We start from the raw sequence: 21484 nt of genomic DNA, 5'->3' as shown, positions 1-21484 counted from the left end.
TCTATCGTAAGCTAGAGTAGCTGTGATGAGGCGATTTTTACCCATACTCTTGATTATTATTATATTTAGCGCTGCTGCCGGTGCTGGAGGGTATCTGCTGTGGCGTAAGTTTGAGCGGGCCTTTCCAGCCTTGCCACCAGCGCTCTATGCAGGGATGTTGCAGGTTGCTGGGGGGCGTAATATTGCGCTCTTTATAGATAGCACGCGGGGCGCGCGCGATCTCTCTGTAGCGCTCGGCGAGGGGGCTCTTCCGCCACAGCGCGCCATGACCGTGGACTCCTCTGGTAGCACAGCACTGCCCCTAATTTTGAGCGGTAAGAATAGTCGCGTTAGGCTAATAGGCTTTGAACGCATTACGGGGCGCTATGAGGGGGACTTTATAGATCCGATTACGAACGAAAATGGGAGTTGGTTTCTGGAGCGGGTTGTTATTAGTGAGGCGCCCGCCGCGCTAAGCGAGGATCTATCGAGTTGGGGTTTGGCGTATCGGGAGCTAATCAGTGGAAAACATCAGACTAGCCCCTCGCAGGTGGAGTTAGATGCAGATCTACGCAACCTAGAGTTAGCGCAGCGCAGCTCCCCAGAGGGCCGCTTGGTAGCGCTCGGTAGAGAGGGCATCCAGCGAGAGTCGCACTGGATTGAGCAGGTGTTGCAACTAAAACCCCCTGAAAGATCGCCAACCTTTGACTCTGATCTTCAGCGTGCCTATCGGGTCAGAGATCTATTGGACCAGATTGCAGAGCAAAAGCGACTCTTAAGTGGCTCTGAATATGCCGAGCCGGAGCGAGATCTAAATAGAGAGACGCAGAGTGAGCAGGAGTTTTACAATGAGCTTCAATAAATGGGCGCTATTATCACTCTGTAGCCTTATCTTTATCTTTATTTTTGCGGCAAAGATATGTGCGGCTGACCAGAAGAGTATAACTATCAGTTTACCAATTAATGTAACTGGAGATCCTGTACGGGCGAATCTCTTCCTGATAGCGCCAGAGCGAACCATTGCTGCTACCTCTGCAACGATTATTTCGAGTGCTGCTCAAGATAAGGTTATTTTGGTCGGGCGTCTTGCGATACCCGACATTATACAGGGTAAGCTACAGGCTCTCTTTGTGCTTGAAACTAAGGAGGGGGCTCTCTTTACAGCATCCCGAGAGATTGCACTCCCTGTTATAGAGCCTGAGCTCCTGCTTGATACAGCCGCAATACGCAAGCAGATCGAGCGACAACGGGACGGCGCCACTAAGATAGTAGATGGCGAGGGTGTTGCGGCTGCTCGGGAGTTGGCGCGAGCTAGATTAAACGCAATAAAAGCGAGCTCGACTCCGGTCGCATTTAAGAAGCGTGAGGCAGAGCTAAATGAGCAGCTAAACCTTTTAGAGCTGCGGGTCAGAGAGGGTGGGGCTGCAGGGGGTGCGGCTGTGTCGAATGAGCTACAAGAGCAGCTAAGCTTAATCGAATCGACCAGGGGCGAGCAGATCGATCTCTTGCAACGCGAGCTGCATCAGCTACAACGGGAACGGCGTGGATAGCGCGGGGACTTCTTAGGGGGGTCTATACAAAAGGGAGCTCATCACTGACGATGTCGTAGCGCAGATTCTCTCTCAAGATCATACCCGCTTTGGGGTCTGGATGGGTGACCCCTTACACTATAAAGAGAGCGAGCAGTTTGTGGCTCGCTATATCGAACGTGCTCCACTCTCTCTTGAGAAGCTCTTCATACAACATAATTCAGTCGCCTACCGTACAAAGGATGGAACGGCGCATGAGTTCGACGCACTAGAGTTTTTGGCGGAGCTCTCGTGTCATATACCTAAGACCTACGAGAGCATCACCAGATACTACGGACGATACTCCTCAAGACGACGAGGCGAGCGGGCTAAACTCGCGGCTCATTCCGCAAAGGAAAAAGAGAGCGAACCAGAGAGCAGGACAGAGAGCGACTACCGCAGTGAGTTCCGTAAGAGTGCTTGGGCCGCCTGCATTAAGCGCACTTGCGAGATAGATCCACTTGAGTGCCCCAAGTGCAAGGCGCAGATGCGGATTGTAGCCTTTATTCAGCATGAGCACTCAATCAAAGATATTATGAAGGCAGATGGGGCTCCCAGACTTCAGAGCACCGCCAGCTATCCCAAAGTTTATCGATACCTCTACCTCGCAGGATACCTATGAGCTTTCCTCTTGTGACTCTTTTGAGCCGTCACCTGATGACTTCTAAGCGCCGCTTCATTTTCTTGATAACGGGGTAGGGGGGACGTGTAGCTGCTATGCTATTTTTCGCTACTTAGCTTATCCTCTCGTGCTCTTCTGCTAGGTCAAAAACGGCAATCTGAGCGACTAGAAACAACTTTTCTACAACTTTCGGCCATACCAAGGGTCCTGTTGCAATGTCGAGACCGCAGATCAGCTACTTGCGGAAAGTGAATTTATCTTCCTATCCTTCCTTTGGAGTTATAGAGGGGGGAGAAATGAAGAAGCTACTCGGGTTCGCGGCAGTCATTGGTGCATCGTTTGTGCTGGTCGGCATGCCCAGCGTCTCTGCAGAGAAAAAGAATACGCTACCGAAGCCACCACCACCTCAAAGCTCTCGCACAGATAAGGAGATGGACTACGGGGTCGGCAATTCGATGAACAGGCTAAACGACGCTATCGACCGACTTCTTAATCCCGGCAGCAGTCCACCGAAACAGCCTGTAGTAGACACCGCCAGGCCGGGGATACAGCCCGATCCGGTTGCCACCTCAAACCCACAGCTTAAGCAGGAGTGCGAAGCGGCACTCGCGCGGCTCCAAGACTCAATCAACAAGTACTTTAAAGCCGGCCAAGAGAGCTACGACAAGCAGATTAAGGCCATCAACGTAAATAAAAAACTCAAACCACTCGCCAAACAAGGCCGCGTGCTCGGGCTTATGAGATGGTGGAAGGGTGTGCTGGCAGACCAGAAAAACATCAACGCTGAGATCGCGAAAAAGAAGACTGCCTGCTCAGACACCTCGCCACATCCAACAAATGCCTGGTCCTTGGAGGAAGGAAGCCGGGTAAATGCCGAAGACGGCAAGGAGCTTGCAGACATCGTCAACGGCCTTATTTGGAACCCGCCCCCATCGGGTGCCTTCCGCCCTGACCAGCTACTGATCCTCATTAAAGAGCCACGAATAATCCCCTAGTGGGCGGTAACGAGAGCTTGCACTAGCGAAGAAACTCCTCCTCACATACCTGGAATTAAATAATTGGTACGGGGTTACTCCTGCTCCATCAACCGAGCAAAACTTCTCGGATAGATATCCCTTAACTTAATGGCCGTGACCCCGTACCAATGCCTAAAGCAGGCTTCGAACCCTTGGAAGAATTTAAAACCTTGTGGGGCGATTCTAATCCGTGTTTGCTTCTGGTAAAAGCATTGTGAGGACCTATGAAATTAAATGAAGCGCTGGTGCTAGCTGCGAAAGCATATATTGAAAAACGATTCCCCAATGAGCCTTGGGCAGGCGCTGCGGCGATGTACACCGATGCCGGCACTCTTCTGGTTTCGACAGCTCCAGGTGTCGTCAGTCTATCGGTCGAGCTCTGTCATGAGGTCGGAGCCATCTGCGAGGCCTACAAGCTTGGTCAGAAGGTTACGGCAACGGTCTGTGTGTCCCGAGATGACAAAGGAGTATTTCATATTCTGACTCCGTGTGGGGTTTGCCAAGAAAGACTGATGTTCTGGGGAAATGAAATCGAGTGCGCAGTACCAAGTCCCCTGGACTCGCAGAAATGGGAAATGAAAACTCTCAAAGAGCTGCAGCCATATTATTGGGGGAAAATATTTTTGAAGGATTGAGTTCTGATCAAAACAGATTGCCAATTATCAAGCAGATTGGCGGTTTAGCTCATCGATTTGACCATTCATTGTCCAGAAGTCGTAAAACACACCAATTCCGGCAAAGCCCACAGTGCAAAGGTACAAATGGGCGAGCAGACCGATCTCTTGCAACGCGAGCTGCATCAGCTACAACGGGAACGACGTGGATAGAGCGGGGACTTCCCTCTAAGCATAGTTACTACCTTTTCTCAGCGCCGTTTTTTTACTACCGTCCATATATGACAGAGAGCAGCCTAGCAGCCAGCACCGAGCCCTTAGTTGAGGCGATTATCCGCCGCAAATTATGCGAGCCGGCGATCTTTATTCTTGAGATGTGTAAGCCCCTGGTTGGCTGCATGCGTGAGCTTTACGGCATAGGGGAGCCGTTGGCGTGCGCATTGCTAGGGCCTAAATTTGCGCCGGCCTTACGCGCAGCCCTTGCCTCAAGTGAGGCCGTTGAGGACATGATTCAACGTCTTGAGAGTTCGCGGGATGGTAATAGGAGTTTAAGCAGCTAATAATATGGGCGGACTTGAACACGCAACTCCAGGGATCCTTGTCACGGTAGCCTTTGCCGTGCTGCTTCTGCTGTATGAGCTACGCCGAGTTGAGCGTGGATATCGCCATTTTATTCGGCGTATTCCCGGTATCGATGCGGTTGAGGGGGCGATTGGGCGCTGTGCAGAGCAGGGGCGCGCGGTAGTCTTTACAACGGCGCTGACAGATGTGGGCCCGGTGCTGTACGCCTGTCTCGGCGTGTTGCATGCAGTTGCTAAGAGAGTCGCTGGATATAAATTAAAGCTGATAGTTCCACAGTACTCCCCCGAAGCGATGGTGATAGTTGAGGATGCTGTGCGTGGGGCGTATAACGATGCGGGGAGGGGTGCCGCGTTTGATCCGCAGAGTATAGTGTTTCTTTCAAGTGAGCAGTTCGCTTTCGCCTCCGGGTATATGGGGCTCGTACACCGCGAAAAAGCTGGAGCCGCTTTTATGTTCGGCGTATTCGCCGCTGAAGCGCTCGTGCTAGCCGAGGCAGGCCAACAGGTTGGCGCACAACAGATCGCCGCAAGCGTCAGTCCGGAGCAGGTTGCATTTTTTATCTGTACCTGTGATTACACACTGATCGGAGAGGAGCTTTTTGGAGCCTCGGCCTATATGAGTCGTGAGCCGGTACAGGTTGCAACCCTTGCAGCGCAGGATCGCTTAAAGCTACTCTTTGCCCTTGTTATTATGATCGGGGTGCTCGGGGCAACCCTGCAATCGATCTACCCAACCTGGACATTGCCAACGGTGGATCTGTTTTTTACTACCGAGTGGAGTAGCCTTACGTGGTAACGATAAATTCAAGCGATCAGAGAGCTCGGCTGATACGGATCTTTACGTTTTTAGGTGGCATCTATTTCTTCCTTTACTTTGTGCTGCCTGAGTCGGCGATAAGTTTTATCGGCGTGAAGGATCGCCACGAAGCGATCTCTAACGGCTTTATCGTTATCGGAGCGATGGCAATCGGGCTTGGGCTCTTTAACCTCGTAAGTGCGCACGGTACAAGAATAGTTTTTAAAAAAATCGGATGGGTCTATAGCCTAGCGCTTATAACTGGGCTTGTTTGCATGCTCGGAGTTACTAGCGCCCAGTGGCTGCAGAGCCTGGCACTTAGCGCAGAGCAGCAACGTAGTCAGATTATCTCAGAATTTGCGCAGCGCATTATTGATGATGCAGATAACACTACAGCCACGTTAACTGTACCAGCTCTGCAAGTCCGGGTGGATGCTCTTAAGCTCTATGGGTTTGAGCATCTAAGCGTACTTGAAACAAAACTACTTGGGCAACGCGGCGCATCTTCCCTTCTAAAGCACGAGTTGCAGGAAAATATCGCAACTGTGCGTGAAAAGCTTGCGCAACTCGATGCCGTCTCATGGGGCGAGCTCTCTCCAGGTAGCGCTACACTCCTAAAGGAGGTCGTAACAAGTGGCGCAAAATTTTCCGTAGCACGCGGCGCATATCTGCGAGAAGCCGCTGCAGCAACTACCGTTCAGCAGCTCTATACCCTGCTTTACGAAGGTTTTTTCAACCAACTTGGCTCGGCTATGTTCGCACTATTAGGGGTCTATATCGCGGCGGCGGCCTACCGAGCATTTCGGATAAGGTCAGTAGAGTCGGCGCTGATGATGGCGGCAGCTCTGATTGTAATGCTCGGCCAGATCTCGTTTGGACGGATGATCTCAGATGATATGCCGGCTCTAAGGCAATGGTTACTGGAGGTTCCTAACAGCGCCGCCTTTAGAGCGATTCGGCTAGGGGCTGGAGTTGCCGGGCTAATGCTGGCCATTCGTATGTGGTTATCGATTGAGTCACGCTCATTCTCAGCGGGTAAAAAACGATGAAGATGAGACGGATTATATATCTCTTAATGATCCTGGCGGTTGGTATTCCAGTATTTCTTGGATACTCACGTCCACCCTCTAGACTCGTTTCAGCTGAGCGGATGTATGAGGTGATGGCAAAAACGGAGTTCAAGCCCGGAGAGGTAGCGATGGTGTGGCTTGATTTCGGACCGGGCACCCTGGCCGAGAATCAACCGCAGGCGGAGGTTATCCTTGAGCATCTCTTTCGACGTAGGGTGCCGGTTGTGCTCCTTTCGCAGTACCAACAGGCGGAGGTAGCGTTACAACGGGTGCCACGTGAGGTTGCTAAACGACTTGAGCGCGAGCTGCCGGACCAACGGTGGAGTTACGGAGAGGCCTGGATTAATGCGGGCTTTAGGCCGGGGGGAGCGATATTTATCCAGGCTCTGGTTAATGCAAGCGATATCTCAAAGTTTCTTGGGCGCGATGTGACCGGGATGCCTATTACGCAGTATCCTAACTTTGCTGCTATCGGTGGAGTAGAGCGGGTAAAGCTCGTTGGTGAGGTGACCGGTCTGACCGGTGTATTCGATACGATTATTCAGTTCTTTCAGAAGGGTGGGTATCGACCGACCGTAGTTCACGGCTGCACCTCGATTACGATTCCGGAGGCGTACATCTTTCTTGATTCCGGGCAGCTTAAGGGTCTGCTTGAGGGCATCGCAGGAGCGGCATGGTACTCCGAGGTTCTTAAGCAGCACTACCCTAAGAGCGATAATACGAAGCTGCTGGTTGTTAATACCGCCCTTAGCGCCGCACACCTCGTGATTATCCTCCTAATTGTGATTGGTAACCTGGTTCCACTTTATCAACTGCTACGGCAACGTCTGTGGGGGTCGCATGGATAGCACTACCTCTTGGGGGCTCGTTACTACATTAATAGGGGGAGTATGTACGCTTGCTATCTTTAGTTTTTTACTAAAGGAGAATCCGTTCTACCGGTTCTTTGAGCACCTATTTATCGGCATCGCTGCAGGGCTTGGCCCGCTACTTGTGCTGCGAGATTTCTTGTGGCCTAAGATCTTGGAGCCGATGTTAGGCCTGACCATTACTACCTATCCCGATGGCACGTTATCTGAGCCGTACCAGCCCCTGTATCTATTATACCTAGTGCCGATGGCGTTTGGATCTCTCTATTACTTTATCTACTCCAGGCGGCACGCCTGGTTAGCAAAGATAGTAATCGGATTTACCCTAGGTACCAGTGGTGCTCTGGCCATTCGGGGCTTCTTTGGGGAGGTAATTCCTCAGATAACGGGGAGCTTTAAGCCCTTGGTGGTCTTTAGTAATGGAGAGATAGCGCTGTTTGAAAGCTTTAATAATATCCTCTTCGTTGCCACGCTGCTTTTGGTACTCAATTACTTCTTCTTCTCATTCGGTAAGGATAATAGCGCGCAAGATGGCTCCCCCGGCACGCTACAGAGTAGGATGGCGCCGTTAGGGCGCCCCCTGCTGATGATCTGTTTTGGAGCATTCTTCGGCTCAACTGTTATGGCGCGTTTGGCCCTCCTTGTCGAGCGCGTTCAGTTTATCATTACCGATTGGGTTGCAGCGCTTAGTAATGTAGTAGGTATCGGATAAGAGAGATGGAGCCACACTTACTGCGAACAGTACTAGTTACCGATTGTGGCTCAACCACTACAAAAGCGCTTCTTTTTGAGCGTAAGGAGGACCGTTGGTACCAGACCTTTCGAGGCGAGGCTCCCACTACGGTTGAGGCACCTGTAGCCGACGTTACCGTAGGAGCACTCAACGCCTTTAGCGAGGTAGAGGAGCTTAGTGGTAGGAATATTCTGCAGGAGGGACTGGAGCTGCCCTTCATTATTACTGAGGGCGATCTTACAAAGGGGATAGATCTCTACCTCTCTACCAGCTCGGCCGGTGGTGGGCTGCAGATGCTTGTAGCTGGGGTTGTATCGACTATTACAACTGAATCAGCGGAGCGCGCAGCGCTCGGGGCAGGTGCTATCGTGATGGAGGCGATCTCCGCCGATGATGGACGCCAGGACTTTGAGCGTATCGAGCGTATCAGACACCTAAAACCAGATATAGTTCTGGTAACCGGGGGAGTTGACGGAGGCTCTACGAAACATGTGGTTGAGATGGCGGAGACCCTTGTTGCTGCGGCACCGAGGCCTAGATTCGGCGATACGTTAAAGCTGCCGGTTATTTACGCTGGAAACGCCGCGGCTGCCGAGGAGGTGAGGCAGATCTTGGCAAAGATAGCGCAGGTGGTGGTGGTTGATAACGTACGGCCGCAGCTTGAAAGGGAGGTTCTAGGACCAGCCCGTGAGGCTATTCATGAGTTTTTTCTCTCGCATGTGATGAGCCACTCCCCCGGCTACGGAAAATTAATGTCATGGTCACCTGTACCGATTATGCCGACCCCTGCAGCGGTTGGAGATATAGTTCAGAGCTATGCGCAAAGGACGGCTCAGAGCGTGCTGTGCGTAGATATTGGAGGGGCAACGACAGATCTCTTCTCGGTATTTCCGAATCGAGATGGGACAAGCACATTTAATCGCACGGTGAGTGCTAATCTTGGCATGAGCTACTCTATCGCCAACGTGCTGGTGGAGGCTGGAATCTCCCAGATTAAACGGTGGCTTCCATTTGAGTTCACCGATACAGAACTCGCCGATCGGTTGCGAAATAAGATGATTCGCCCTACCTCTATTCCACAAACTATAGAGGAGTTATGGATTGAGCAGGGCGTTTGTCGCGAGGCTCTCAGACTCTCTTTGGCGCATCACCGTTCTCTGGCGATTGGGCTTGAGGGTCGGCGTGAGCGTGGCATATCCGATATATTTCGCCAGAGCTCTGAGCGCTATGAGCTAGTTGATCTTATGAAGCTCGATATAGTGATAGGCTCTGGCGGCGTTTTGAGTCACGCACCCTCTCGCATGCAGGCAGCCCTGATGATGATAGATGGCTTTGGATTAGAGGGGGTAACACAGCTAGCGGTTGATTCAATCTTTATGATGCCGCACCTTGGGGTCTTTGCCTCCGTTCATCCAGAGGGGGCCTACGAGGTGTTTGAGAACGATTGTCTAGTACAGCTCGGCTGTGCAGTAGTGCCTGTTTTTCCTAGTAAGCTAAAACGAATCGAGCGGCTGGCGGAGATTTTCTTGGATGGTATCCTGCTTGGATCTATTAACTGTAATGAGGTGACACGCTTCTTAACCCCTGCTAGGGGTGAGGGGAGCCTTAAGGTTGTGCCGCTACACCGTAGTATCGATATCGGGGCGGGGGCCGGGCAGATACATGAGCGCCGAGTAGTATTTGGCGAGTGTGGTGTAATCGTTGATGGGAGAAACCGACCGCTGCGACCGGAAGCTCTTGGTGTTGGAGCGCAGGAGCGGGTGTTAAAAAATCTAGGACTAAAAGGATAGCGCAGCATGTCGAGAGCGTTCTCACCTGGATTGCAGGTACATTCAAGTTACTTGGTGCAAAAGCGCAGGGAGCTGCCGATCAGGGGCGAGATCCTGGTGCAGCAGGGGCAACGTATCGAGGGCGATCAGATCGTTGCCAGGGCCAAGCTCGATGGAGAGCTTAGGATCGTGCGTGTCTCAGATGAGCTTGGAATTGCTCCCGCAGAGCTCGCGCAAAGTCTAACCGTAGCGCAGGGCGATACGGTTCAGCAGGGTGCTGTATTAGCTGAGATGCGTGGACTATGGGGGCTCTTTCGTAGCACCGTTAGTGCGCCTATCTCAGGAACTATTGAATTTATCTCGTTATCAACTGGACATATTGGGTTGCGCGCTGCGGCGCAGCCGTTAAACCTTACGGCGTATATTGCTGGAACGGTCTCTGCTATCGAGGCTGAACGGGCTGTAATTATCGAAACACAGGCGACCTTTGTGCAGGGTATCTTCGGTGTTGGTGGGGAGCGGCTCGGAATCATACATCTGCTGGCGGTTAAGGAAGATGGTATAGTAGATGCGCAGCACGTTCCTAACGATACGCAGGGGCTAATTCTTGTAGGTGGATGTTCTCCTACCCTTGCAGCGCTTACCAAGGCGACAGCAGGTGGAGCGGTCGGGTTTATTACCGGCTCTATCGATGGCGCAACCTTAAGTGCATATCTAGGTTATGATATCGGTATAGCGCTTACCGGTGATGAAGATATTTCTATGACCGTTATAGTGACAGAGGGGTTCGGATCTGTCGCAATCAGCAGGCGAGTTCTCGATGCACTGCGGCAGGTTGATGGAATGAGCGCCTCAATTAACGGCGCAACACAGGTACGCGCCGGAGCGCAAAGACCAGAGATAATTGCGCCAGCCGCCAGTGTAGCGCAGCACGACCGATGTGCGGCTTCGAATGGTCTCGTTGTGGGGGCTAGAGTTAGGCTTATTAGGGTGCCTTACTTTGGAGCCACAGGCACAGTAGAGCAGCTTCCGCACGAGCTTGAGCAGATTGAGAGCGGTGCCATGGCAAGGGTTTTACGAGCTAGACTTGAAGGGGGAGCCATAGTGACGGTACCGCGCGCTAATGTCGAGTTGCTCTAAGTGGGCCAGTTGCACATAGCTCAGGCTGCGCTAGACTAAGGGCGATATGAGCAAGATCGGTCTGAAAAAATCCCTACTTATCACCGCTTCAATCTTAGTAGCCGTCGTACTTGTTCTACGGGACTCAGCGCCCAAGGAGCTGCCAAGCATATTAAAACTAACCCCTCCGCAGGGCTCGCAAGCAGGGCTATTGCAGGTGCCGATAGTTAGCTACGAGCGTGCTAGCGCATCAAATGGAACGGAGCGGGTGGATTTTATCGGGGCGGTGCATCTCGGGGAGCCTGCCTACTATGCTGACCTCAACAAACGGTTCAAAGGGTACGATCGGGTGCTCTTTGAGCTAGTAGCTGACCACGGGCGAGTAGAGCAGCTCGAGGGCCCCAACCAGGACTCTATGCTCGGAGCCTTTCAGCGCGCGTTTTCGCAGCTCTTGGGGCTGACCTTTCAACTTGATGAGATTAACTACGGCGCTCCTAACTTTGTTCACGCAGATCTCTCCCCTACGCAACTAGCACAAGCGATGACTGCTAGGGGAGAGAGCTTTGCGACCCTGCTTTTAAAGTTGTTGCGGTTCTCATTTGATCCAAAGGTCCGCGACGATCTAAAGAGGGCAGGTTACGAAGAGCCCCAATTAGATGGGATAAATCCGGTTCTTATCGCACTGCGTGGGCCGACCCCCAAAGAGCGGGCACGGATCAAGCTCTTCTTTGCGCAGGGGCTGGCATCATCCGATGTAATCATGAAGTATCTTGAGGGCGAAAACGGAATCTCGCTTATAGATGATAGAAATATAGCGGCGTTAGACGTTTTACGGCAGCAGCTTAAGGCAGGCCAGAAGCATCTCGGAATATTCTATGGGGTAGGGCACCTTCCCGATATGCATGAGCGGCTCACGCAGCAGCTTGGCTTTAAGATCGTAGAGATCGAGTGGGTAACGGCTTGGATGCTCTAGGATAGCTAAGAGCAAGTTAGCGGAGCAACCAGGGGAGGAGATAATAACTATCACAAACTTGAACAGTCATATGTCGCGGGTCCCTCCTTATTAATCAGAGCCGGGCCAGCCCGTAGGGTGAGAACGACATCAGAAGCGTTAGCAGCATATCGGCAAATATATTTTGCGATATTCTTGTAAATCCTTGTTTCGGGATACGATGGTACGTTTAACTCCCCAAAGGACCACTGATCAATATTTACAATGCTTTTGTTATCGGCAGTTTTTGTAGCGTATCGCCGCACCTCCGCCGGGAGCTTATCTATTACTGATTCATTCACATACAGCACGGCGCTACGTATGTTTCCGGAATAGAGCGCTGATGAGAGGTAGGCGTCCCAAAGATTAACAAAGCTTAAAAGGGGTAGAATGCCAAACAAGACAAGTACGAGCCTGTGCAGCCACGAATTTTTTGTTAGTACGATATCTTTGAAAGAGAGTTGCTCAGATTTCCAAAAAAGGAGCACAACAGAGAGCGCCATCACCACATTCCAGGGCCATACAACGCTATTCCAATTATGTCCGAAGGGCCCCAGGAGGAAGAGGATGAAGAGATGCAGTAGAACTGCGAGAACTACGGCCTTGTTTCTGTATGTTTGCGTTAAAAGTCCGACTCCAACTCCTATTTCAAAAAAAGGAACAAGGAAGCCAAGCATGGCAAGAGGAAGATAAAGATGGGCTGGAAGAAGTTTTGCAATAGGGTCGATTAGCCAAGGGAATAGATCGACAACGAAAGCCTGATTTGCTTTTTGTAAGCCGCTGTATAAGTAAACGCTAGCCACTAGTAGCCTGCACGTATTGAGTGCAGCAGCGTTTTTTTTATTATCGCGATAGTCCCATGAATATAATCCTAGCGCCGCAAGCATGAAAGAATACTGATAAAACCACGGCTGCCAGCGCGATTGATCGAGAGCGGTAAGCACTAGAGCGCACGATATAAATGCAAAGATAAGTTTTTGCGGACGTCGCTTAAGAACAATCGCCGCTAGTAGAGCGATCGAAAAAAGAAAGATGCCGTAGTCAAGCGGAAAGGGAAGCCTCGGCAGATCTGCTAAGATCGGGGTTAGCGGATAGAATCTAGAACTCAGCCACAGCTTGCAAGAGAGTAAAAATGCCGAGATTAGCCCAAGACCAGTGATTACCTTTAGCCAAAATATCCTACTCGCTGGACCGAAGATAAGGTGCCGATATAAAGCGACAACCCGATATCCTATGGGCAAGAGCGGCCAAACAAAGGGCAGGCGCGCAAGGCGTACCCAAGACTTCATTTCTGGATATTCTTCTAAGATATTTAAAATTGCCGCAGCGTTTTTATAAATCGTACCGCCATCTACAACATGAATCTCCCGGCAGACATCTTCCTGCGTGAGTTCCTGCGGGAGGATATTTGTCGTGCTATCAATATTTTCAAACTTATCTTTCTGCGAAGAGTCCTCTATCCTCCCGACAAACGAGGAGCACATCGGACAGCTGCCATCATATAAAACCTGCTTCTTGCTTTGATTTGGTGGAATATTCAATTGTTAATTCCTACAAAGTTTCGTGTCATTATCGTGTGCTCCGCAGGCTTTCAACTGAAACTAGAGCTAGTTGCACTAAAACTAACCAGCTCTGATAGAAAACACCACCCTGTAATCTTGTCTGCTAGCTTCCGTTTGGTTAGAATGCAGCCCTATGTCGATCTCAACGACAAAACCGATTGGATTGTTTGATAGTGGGCTTGGAGGCCTGACGGTCTTGCGCGAGCTACAGCTCGTTCTTCCTAAGCATAGCTATACCTATCTCGGAGACAACGCGCGCTTTCCCTACGGGACAAAGAGCGTCGAGACGATTATCCGATACTCTCGGGAGTGTGCACAGTTTCTTCTAAAGCACGAAGTTGGCCTGGTTGTTGTTGCCTGTAATACAGCCTCGGCAACGGCGCTCTCCATCCTAGAGCAGGAGCTCCCCGTTCCTATTATCGGCACAGTTGGCCCAGCGGTGCGTGAGGCTTTGGAGGCAACCCGTTCCGGTATTATCGGGGTGCTTGGAACAAGTGCTACTATCGCTAGCCATGTATATGAAAACTCCCTAAGGGAGCGCGACGCCTCTATTAGGGTCATATCTCAAGCCTGTCCACTTTTTGTGCCACTGGTAGAAGCAGGTATGCTTGAAGGTGAGATCGTAGATAAGGTTATAGAGCTTTACCTTGCACCACTCAAAGCACAGCAGGTCGATACGGTCATCCTTGGATGTACGCACTATCCCCTGCTGCTAAAGGCTATCCAGAGCTATCTCGGCCCCGATGTTGCGGTGGTTGAGTGCTCCAGAGCGATTGCAGCGGATGTTCAAAGGATCCTCGCTAATAACCGCGCTCCAGCTGGCGAGACCACGCAGACCCAGTATTTTGTAACAGACGAGGTTGGGCAGTTTAATCAGTTAGCGGCGCTCTTTCTGGGGGAGCGTCAGGTACAGGCTGTTCGGATTGAGAGCTTTTAATAAGGTGATTGAAGGCTTCATCTTCGAGTAGCGTTTTTTTCAGATCGGCAAGGGTTGTGAGGGTTGATTGACGTTTGCGACTCTGTGTATGCGAAGCTATCTGTTGCGTAGTATGAGAAGCCGTTTCAAGATTAGATATAACTCGGCGGAGCATTAAATTAACAGTGTGCTCCCAATTGATTAAGGCCTGCACCTCCTTTAACTCAGTAACTATCTGCTCCATTGAAGTGGAGCCCTCCTTTGTATCAGAGATATAGTTAAGTAGCGGTAGAGCCTCGCTATATTGTTTGCGGGAGAGCAGATTTTGAACCTGCAGGTCGACAGACTCTAACTGCTCAATCAGCTTCATAAGCGAGAGCCAGTGGTCGTCGTTAAACACCGCTACATATTCATTTGAGTGTTGATCAAGGGTAGTCGCCTGTGACCTGAAGTGGCATACCCGTTCATGGAAACACCTGGCCTTAGCATGGACAGCCCGATTATCTGAGCGTCTAAGTAGCATCGGACGGCAGATACGAAAAACCACTACGACCGATACCATAGCTAACAGTACTACGGAGAGCTGAAGTATAGGCGCATAAAGAAACTGCATGCTTAAAGATTCGGCCCTAATAGCCGAACACTTAACGAACTGCGCCAGTTTTTCTGCAATTAATCGTTACGCGTAATCCAGAACCGCAAGAAAAGAATCAGGCGTTCGCGCTCCTCTGTAGCTTTATCTCAATCCAGAGCGCACTAGCCGCTCAATAATCGGAGCCATCAGGGTCTCTAAGGCCTTCTTTGAATCCCCTGCACCAGCATGAAAGCGGAGCCTATGTAGGAGCACATAGGGGGCAACGTAATAAAGGTCATCCTCGGTTGCGAAATCACGGCCATTAATAAGGGCCCAGGCCCGGATAGAGCTCTGCAGCATCAGAGCAGCACGGGTAGAAGCCCCGAACTGAATCATAGGATTCTTGCGGGTTGCCTGTACCGTACCTACGATGGCCTCTCTTAATGCAGGGCTGACATGTACGGCCTCGCAGGCTCGCCGCGCAGCAAGCACCTCACTGCGCGAGCAGGCCGGTTCAATTGATATGGAATCCTCACGGATCGCCTGATGGTTTTCAAGGATCGAGTTCTCGGTAAGGCTATCTACGTAGCCCATCGGGATCTTAAATAGGAATCGATCAAGCTGCACCTGCGGTAACGGATAGGTGCCCGCGATATCAAGGGGATTCTGAGTGCCAAGAACAAAGAAGAGCTGATCGAGTGGACGGGTTACGTTATCTAGCGTTACCTGCTTCTCAGCCATGCACTCTAGAAACGCCGCCTGAACCTTAGGTCCAGTACGGTTAATCTCATCTGCTAGAACGATATGAGCAAAGACCGGCCCGTGCATAAAGTGAAACTGTCCGGTCTTGGGATCGAAGATATTTACACCGAGCACATCCCCTGGAAGCATGTCCGGGGTAAATTGAATGCGCCGAAAGGGAACTACCTGCGCACCGGCATGGGAGGGGAATTGAGAGTGCCCAGGTTGGTCCTCTGCAATTAACCGACCAAGAGTTTTTGAAAGGGTTGTTTTGCCCGAACCTGGATAATCCTCAAGCAGCACATGCCCATCAGCGATAAGTGCGGCGATTACGAGGCGGATCGTATCGCTACGCCCCCTGATCACCCGTTCTAACGAGGAACACAGCTTTGATACGGTTTGCTGCGCGGTGTTAAGTTCTTCAGTTATTACTGCCATTGCTAATCTCCTCCCTAAATAGGGCCTCTGCTAGTTTATTCACAAGTTCTCGAGGATCAACATCCCCGATAATACGATTTTTAGCGCTGTTGCCTGGGCATGAGAAGGAAAGCGTCGATAATGTGGCGGTAGGCTCAACTCGGATAGAGCACAGCAACGCGGAGTTCCCAGCAGCGAGAAATGGCCCGCGCTCTATAAATGCCCTAATATCATCCCCCATACCAACGCTCTCAATCCGTACCGGTAATTTAAAGCCGCTGTTTCTTAACTCTGCTGGGGCGGTATAAAAGATACGATAGGCAAGGTCACGGTAACGCTCGCTCGAGCTCTTAAGTGAGCGCATGCGCAGCAATATTGCATGTGTACGCAGCAGTTCATCGTAGTTCGGGCGAGCCCGTTCGATAACCTCATCGAGCAGGGCGTTAGCCTGCCCCTGGTTAAACCACCCTAGCGAAGATTGTGCTAGGTAGGCCTTATAAAAAAGCTGCGCAGCGGGTCTACGGTCGATCTCCGTTTGTCGTCGTAACTTATCTTTTAGAGCCGTACTGGAGATCCCTGATAAGGTATCTCCCAGGGTTGGATACTCAAGCAGACTATCGGTGTTTCTAATGGTGAGGTCTTCAATCTCCTTAAGATCTGCGATCAGCATCTGCTGAGCGCGCCGCAGCAGCCACCACGATCTAAGGCCGTTAGATGCTAGTGTTTCCTTAATGCGTAGCCAGTCGCTCCAGGAGGATGGTACACGCGAGCGCAGGATATTATTCTCCTGTTTGAGCGCCTGAGCGAGCGAGATGGTGCTAGCAACGAGCATGTCGTTCTGATTAGTGCCGATCTTTCCAAACCACTGCGTACCTTCGAGTGAAGCTTCAAAGCGGCGAATGGCGCGCTTAATATCTCCGGTATGAAGATCTATGCGCCCGCGCACAAGACTCTCAAGGGTTAGATGCTCCTCATTATTTCTGAGAGGAAACTGCGCAACACATCTATCAAAGGCGTCCATTAATCCAGCAGCCGCTTCAAACTTCATCTGATCTATATAGAGTAGCGCTAGGTTTAGGCTCGGCAGGATATGTTCGCAACCATCAGGATAGGACGTTGCACGCAGGAAAGTTGATTCCGCCTTGTCATCCTCAAAAAGCTCCTTGTAGACCTCGCCGGAGTTGTTGAGCGGTGTGGCGGGCTGCCCTTCATTGCCAAGGGACATCTCGGTTGCGATCGCCTTACGGAACACCTCTAGCGCCTCATACGGCTGATCGTTCATTGATAGCAGGATTCCGAGCATGTTTAAGGTTTGACCGGAGCCTTCACCAGCAAGTACCCCAAGTCGCGCTATCCTAATCGCCTCCTGAATATTGCCGAGCTTCATTAGTACCCAAGCGCGAGACCCAGGATACCATTCGCCGTGGTATGACAAGGCCTGATAGCGATCGAGCGCCTCTAACGCCCCCTGGTAGTTGTCCAGGTTAAGTCGGATCTGACTTAGGTAGTAAAGGATATTGCCATGCTCGAACTGTAGGAGGCGGGTAGTATACGGAGGTGGCCCGTGCATCTTTTCAAAGAGCTCCTCTGCGCGCTTAATGTACTTAAGCGCCAGGCGGTAGTGCCCTACGTGTACCAGGTAATATCCAGCCAGCAGATGATAGGCGCGGTAATTATCAGGATCTTTTTTAAGCGCCTTTAGCAGCTTAGTGCGCGCATCAAGGGGCCGATCGGCTAGCAGTAGCAGCTCGCTGTCACGGAGCAGATCTTCGGCGGACTTCTGCTCGTCGTTGACCGAGGATACGATCTCCTCCGATCCTAATATATCGAATGGATCAAATGGGTCTAAGATCGGAGCTTCTTTAGGTTGAGAGCTAGCTTGTGAAGCTGAATCCTGAGCAGATGTTTCGTGCATAATTAAGCACGAAAGCGCCATGACCAGAGCAAGCATTGCTAGTGGGCGTAACGCTCTTACCATGAGGCGCCTCCCAACAGTTTAACGATTGAGGCGGGATTTACGGCGACAATCGGTCGTTTCCATCTAGGTAGGGTTTTTAGTGGAGATTGAGTAGCTTTGATGGTGCGCGTTACGGCCTCAAGCTGCAACTGATAGTTAGAGGAGTATCCCTTGGTGACAACTAATTGAGTCAGGGGTCTAAGATCAACCTGCGTAACACGGTTAGCAAAATCAAGTCTAGTCTCTCCCCGTTCACGTGTTATGCCGATATCGCACAACGAGGATGCTACAGAGATATAGCCCCAGCGCAGCCGCGTTGTGGGTGATCTTGCTAGACGCCAGCCCTGTCGTAGCGTTAGTTTTAGGAGTAAAAAGAGTGCGGCGCTAAGATAGAGCAGATTTATGAAAAGCTGTGGATCGGGAATCCAGATCTGATCAGGATCGAGCATGCCAACTTCATCTTTAACGGAGTCTTTTGGCAGGATCTCTTCACCTGGTTGCAGGATTCCCATTAACTCCTCAAGTAACTTCGCATCGACCTGTGTTTCAGCGTGACTCTCGACCTGCTCCGGTTGTACGTCAAAGGGCACCCACCCTATCTCGGTTATATAGATCTCGCCCCAGGCGTGCCGATCGCTCATACGGAGCAGGATATGACCATCCTTGGCCTGACTTAGATCGGTCAGGTAGCCGGTGGCAACGCGGGCGGGGATGCCGAGCGCGCGCGCCATGTATGTTATGGCGTGTGCGAAGTGTACGCAGTAACCACGGTGATCACCGAACATAAAGGGCGCGACTGGATCCTCTGAGGGTTTTACCTCGTGGCGTGGGGCGAGGGTATAGATAGCGGTCTTTGATAGGTACGAGGTCAGGGCCTGCGCCTTCTCGATAGGATTCTTTATATCGCCAGCGATCTTTTCAGCCAGCTCCTTATAGCGTGGGTCGGAGTGCTGAACTAGGTAGTGTTCCCGCACCTCCGCGGCCCAGCGTGGGTCTCCAACAGAGGAGCCCTCAATCTCTGAGAGGGCGTATGCTGGGGCGACCGAGTATGCTCGGTATGTACCGCTAAAACGGGTAGGCTTTGGATTTTTGAGCTGAACTATTGAGACCGGATAATCAACGGCGAAGGCGTTCGTATGCTCTGCCAATAGGTAGATTGATTGAATCAGGGGCGTGCGGTGACCAAGCTCTGCGTCCTCTTTACGAGTAAAGGCTTCTCTAGGAGCAATAACCGGCAGATCGGTATCGAAGGCACGTCCTGCAAATACCATCTCCTTACCGCTAAAGGAGGAGAGCGCTGTTTCGCGCAGGTACATCATCGGGCTAAATGGATTGTTTGAATAATCACCCTCAAGGCGCACTAGCGCCGCGGGTTGATTAGAGCTGCCGAGCGCTGATTGAAAGCTAAGTGGACTCATCCCTTGGCTACTTCCCATGCCGACGCCGTTGGCAACGCGCCCAAGCATAATCGCATTAAAGTGCTTATAGAGCGTATGTTGAACTAGATAGAGAGCGCCGATCATAAGCGTCATAACGGCAAGCGTAGTTATGATCTGCCGCCCACCGTGAGCCCGTTTGATCGTAACCTGATCAACTCTGGGGCGGGTGGCGAGCGAGGCTAGGTAAAGGTAGAGCAGTACAGATAGCAATAGGACGGCCCCTAGAACAAAGAGCATTGAGAGCGGGTCTATGCCGAGGCGCCAGGCAAGCGAGTTCAGGATCTTCGGTCTGTCGAGGTGAAACTCACGGTGTCCAGAGAAGATAGCTATTGCGGCGCCAAAAAATAGCAGCGCCTCAATAGTAACAGCTATGCGAGCGCGCCAGAATATCCAGGTTGCTAGGCCCGTCAATGCGGCGATTAAGCAGCCGGTGTTGGTGTGCACGGTGAGCTTCTCAATAAAGAGAGAGGTCAGCCCGAGGGGCGAGAGCAGAAGAGTCAGGCCCCAGAAAAACATGGTCGGGAATAACGGTAGCGTTGTTAGCAGCGCTATACATCCGAGGTTTGTTAGGCGCGAGCGCGCAAGTAAGGAGGCTCCGACAACACCGAGTAGCCCAGCAATCGAGGTTATAAGGAGCGGGGTGCCGAGCGGAAGGAATGAGTTGATGATAATAACGATGCCTATAGCTCCGATTGAGCGAAACGCTACGACGCTCCAAAAGAGACGATCCGTTTTGAGGTTGGGTTCTATGCCGCTACTCATAGGTGGACCTCCCACTGTCTAGAGAGGCAGTCAGCGAGAAATCTTTGGTAGTTGGCCGCTACAACTGGCGCGGTTTTAGTTGTTTCACCTGCAACGAAGAGCGTGCCTAAGCGCTGCATAATGGGGCGTTGAGTGGAGTTGATCAAGGTGCTGGGGGGCGTCAGGCAAAAGATCGGCTCAATCCCCTGTGTGCTAAGCCAGGTTGCAAGTTGTAGTATCTGCGCGCCAGCAAGCGGGTCAGCTGTGCGTGCTCCCGAGCAAAATATAATGAGCTTGCGTACACGTATGCCGAGCATTTGATTGCAACAGAGGTCTAGCAACTCAGTTGCATCGAGCTGTATCGAGCTGCCATTTAGTGCCTTGGCATCCCAGACGGAATCTATTAGCAGCTCCTTGCAGCGCGCTATCTCGCTGGCTGGAGTGCGCCCGCGCGCCCCTTCGCAGCTCATAACTATGTCGAGCTTTAGCTCCTTAAGCGAGATGGCGTAAGCAAGGGCCCGTGCGCATACCTGATCGTCTTCTGGACGAGCTAGCACCAGCATTACAACGAAACCCTCAGGGGTCATCGAGGCTTCGGGATGACGTGAGAGCAGCTCGCCCCGTTTAGCAAAGGTCTTCCAGATAATCTTCTTGATTCCATCGGATGGATGATACGCCTTAATATCAAATGGATCGCCCTGACGGTTAAGCATATCCGTAACCATATCTCCGGGGCGTTGCGTGGAGCTTACCAGGGGTAAATTTGTCTCGTGCATGACCGGGGGCGTTACAATGATAGAGGCCGAGAGCTCCTCTTGCCAGATAAAGCGCGAAAGCCCTGCTACATCGCGCAGCTCTAGCTGCACGCCTGAGATATCCCAGTTGCCGCGGTGCGGCATAGGGAGCTCTAGCACTAGGCGACGCTCACTGCGACCTGTCCCGGTTACGCGGATAGCGCTGCGGGGGAGATCGGCGTGCGGGCTTTTAAGCGATATATCGAGGTAGGTTAGTGGGAGCACCCAGGTAGGTGATATGATAATGGCGACCCGTGCCGGGGAGCCGACGTAGCTCTCGCCGCTAGGGGCAACGACCTCTACCGCCAGGGAGCGTTGCAGCAGCGCCCCCTGGGCTACGATAATGGTGGTGAAGATGCCGATTAGCGCAAGGAGTCCGTATGCTAGGGCAGCGGCGATGATATCCGTAGAGCTAGAGACTGGCCCCAGCAGCAGATACAGTATAAAGAGCATGATAACGACGGAGCGCGTAGTGAGTGGCCCCAGTCCAGGGTGGGGCCCCAACCCAGGGTGGTAATAGAGCCTGTAAAAAACGTTCATTATGGTAGCTAGTAGAGCGCGTGGTGAGATATTCATTAACTAGAGATAGCAGTTATTAACCCGGTTATGGGGCTCA

At 51.7% G+C, this 21484-nt stretch carries 20 protein-coding genes; 14 read left to right on the top strand and 6 right to left on the bottom strand.

Translation table 11 applies throughout. From position 1 onward, the window contains the following. Window positions 1–25: 25 nt before the first annotated feature. The 13 genes from NTV65_04265 (at window position 26) to NTV65_04205 (ending at window position 11709) form a co-directional block, all read left to right on the top strand. Window positions 26–841, top strand: a complete 816-nt coding sequence (locus tag NTV65_04265; protein ID MCX6114418.1) for a hypothetical protein — start codon at window positions 26–28, stop codon at window positions 839–841. Beyond that, window positions 828–1529: a hypothetical protein gene (locus NTV65_04260; protein MCX6114417.1), complete on the top strand. Its 702-nt coding sequence runs from the start codon at window positions 828–830 to the stop codon at window positions 1527–1529. Before NTV65_04265 ends, NTV65_04260 begins: the two co-directional genes overlap by 14 nt. 40 nt (window positions 1530–1569) lie before the next feature. Then, window positions 1570–2169, top strand: coding sequence for a transposase (locus NTV65_04255; GenBank protein ID MCX6114416.1), 600 nt, complete (start codon window positions 1570–1572; stop codon window positions 2167–2169). Between the two features lie 296 nt (window positions 2170–2465). Then, a complete protein-coding gene (locus tag NTV65_04250) occupies window positions 2466–3164 on the top strand; it encodes a hypothetical protein (protein ID MCX6114415.1) in 699 nt (232 codons plus the stop codon). 245 nt (window positions 3165–3409) lie between these two features. Then, window positions 3410–3820, top strand: coding sequence for a cytidine deaminase (locus NTV65_04245; protein ID MCX6114414.1), 411 nt, complete (start codon window positions 3410–3412; stop codon window positions 3818–3820). Between the two features lie 260 nt (window positions 3821–4080). Next, window positions 4081–4359, top strand: coding sequence for a hypothetical protein (locus NTV65_04240; GenBank protein ID MCX6114413.1), 279 nt, complete (start codon window positions 4081–4083; stop codon window positions 4357–4359). A 4-nt stretch (window positions 4360–4363) separates the two neighbouring features. Continuing rightward, window positions 4364–5176, top strand: coding sequence for a hypothetical protein (locus tag NTV65_04235; protein ID MCX6114412.1), 813 nt, complete (start codon window positions 4364–4366; stop codon window positions 5174–5176). Continuing rightward, window positions 5170–6225, top strand: a complete 1056-nt coding sequence (locus NTV65_04230; GenBank protein ID MCX6114411.1) for a hypothetical protein — start codon at window positions 5170–5172, stop codon at window positions 6223–6225. The genes NTV65_04235 and NTV65_04230 overlap by 7 nt, the downstream gene beginning before the upstream one ends. Further along, the gene (locus NTV65_04225) at window positions 6222–7094 is read left to right on the top strand and encodes a hypothetical protein (GenBank protein ID MCX6114410.1); all 873 of its coding nucleotides are present in this window, start codon (window positions 6222–6224) and stop codon (window positions 7092–7094) included. Before NTV65_04230 ends, NTV65_04225 begins: the two co-directional genes overlap by 4 nt. Beyond that, window positions 7087–7827 carry a hypothetical protein gene (locus NTV65_04220; GenBank protein ID MCX6114409.1) on the top strand — a complete coding sequence of 247 codons (741 nt, stop codon included), beginning with the start codon at window positions 7087–7089 and terminating at the stop codon, window positions 7825–7827. The genes NTV65_04225 and NTV65_04220 overlap by 8 nt, the downstream gene beginning before the upstream one ends. Before the next feature lie 5 nt (window positions 7828–7832). Then, window positions 7833–9638, top strand: coding sequence for a glutamate mutase L (locus NTV65_04215; GenBank protein ID MCX6114408.1), 1806 nt, complete (start codon window positions 7833–7835; stop codon window positions 9636–9638). 6 nt (window positions 9639–9644) lie between these two features. After that, on the top strand, window positions 9645–10757 hold the full coding sequence (locus tag NTV65_04210; GenBank protein MCX6114407.1) for a hypothetical protein: 1113 nt from the start codon (window positions 9645–9647) through the stop codon (window positions 10755–10757). Between the two features lie 46 nt (window positions 10758–10803). Beyond that, window positions 10804–11709, top strand: coding sequence for a hypothetical protein (locus NTV65_04205; protein MCX6114406.1), 906 nt, complete (start codon window positions 10804–10806; stop codon window positions 11707–11709). A gap of 50 nt (window positions 11710–11759) precedes the next feature. Here NTV65_04205 and NTV65_04200 read toward each other — a convergent pair whose 3' ends face one another. Further along, window positions 11760–13268, bottom strand: coding sequence for a DUF393 domain-containing protein (locus NTV65_04200; protein MCX6114405.1), 1509 nt, complete (start codon window positions 13266–13268; stop codon window positions 11760–11762). 154 nt (window positions 13269–13422) lie between these two features. Between NTV65_04200 and murI the strand changes: the two genes are divergently transcribed. Beyond that, a complete protein-coding gene (gene murI / locus NTV65_04195; protein ID MCX6114404.1) occupies window positions 13423–14226 on the top strand; it encodes a glutamate racemase in 804 nt (267 codons plus the stop codon). On the opposite strand, the gene NTV65_04190 is transcribed toward murI, so the two are convergent. From NTV65_04190 to NTV65_04170, 5 genes are all read right to left on the bottom strand, one after another. Next, complete coding sequence (locus tag NTV65_04190) at window positions 14159–14818, bottom strand: hypothetical protein (GenBank protein MCX6114403.1); 660 nt, start codon at window positions 14816–14818, stop codon at window positions 14159–14161. The genes murI and NTV65_04190 overlap by 68 nt on opposite strands. Before the next feature lie 123 nt (window positions 14819–14941). Continuing rightward, the gene (locus NTV65_04185; protein ID MCX6114402.1) at window positions 14942–15958 is read right to left on the bottom strand and encodes a MoxR family ATPase; all 1017 of its coding nucleotides are present in this window, start codon (window positions 15956–15958) and stop codon (window positions 14942–14944) included. Next, window positions 15942–17915: a tetratricopeptide repeat protein gene (locus tag NTV65_04180; protein ID MCX6114401.1), complete on the bottom strand. Its 1974-nt coding sequence runs from the start codon at window positions 17913–17915 to the stop codon at window positions 15942–15944. Before NTV65_04180 ends, NTV65_04185 begins: the two co-directional genes overlap by 17 nt. Further along, window positions 17909–20095, bottom strand: a complete 2187-nt coding sequence (locus tag NTV65_04175; protein MCX6114400.1) for a transglutaminase-like domain-containing protein — start codon at window positions 20093–20095, stop codon at window positions 17909–17911. The genes NTV65_04180 and NTV65_04175 overlap by 7 nt, the downstream gene beginning before the upstream one ends. Further along, on the bottom strand, window positions 20092–21408 hold the full coding sequence (locus NTV65_04170; GenBank protein ID MCX6114399.1) for a DUF58 domain-containing protein: 1317 nt from the start codon (window positions 21406–21408) through the stop codon (window positions 20092–20094). The genes NTV65_04175 and NTV65_04170 overlap by 4 nt, the downstream gene beginning before the upstream one ends. Between the last annotated feature and the right edge of the window lie 76 nt (window positions 21409–21484).

The organism is Pseudomonadota bacterium (genome assembly GCA_026390555.1).
Taxonomy (GTDB): domain Bacteria; phylum Bdellovibrionota_C; class UBA2361; order UBA2361; family OMII01; genus OMII01.
Note: the sequence above shows the minus strand (reverse complement) of the source record. Positions and strands in the feature narration are given on the sequence as shown.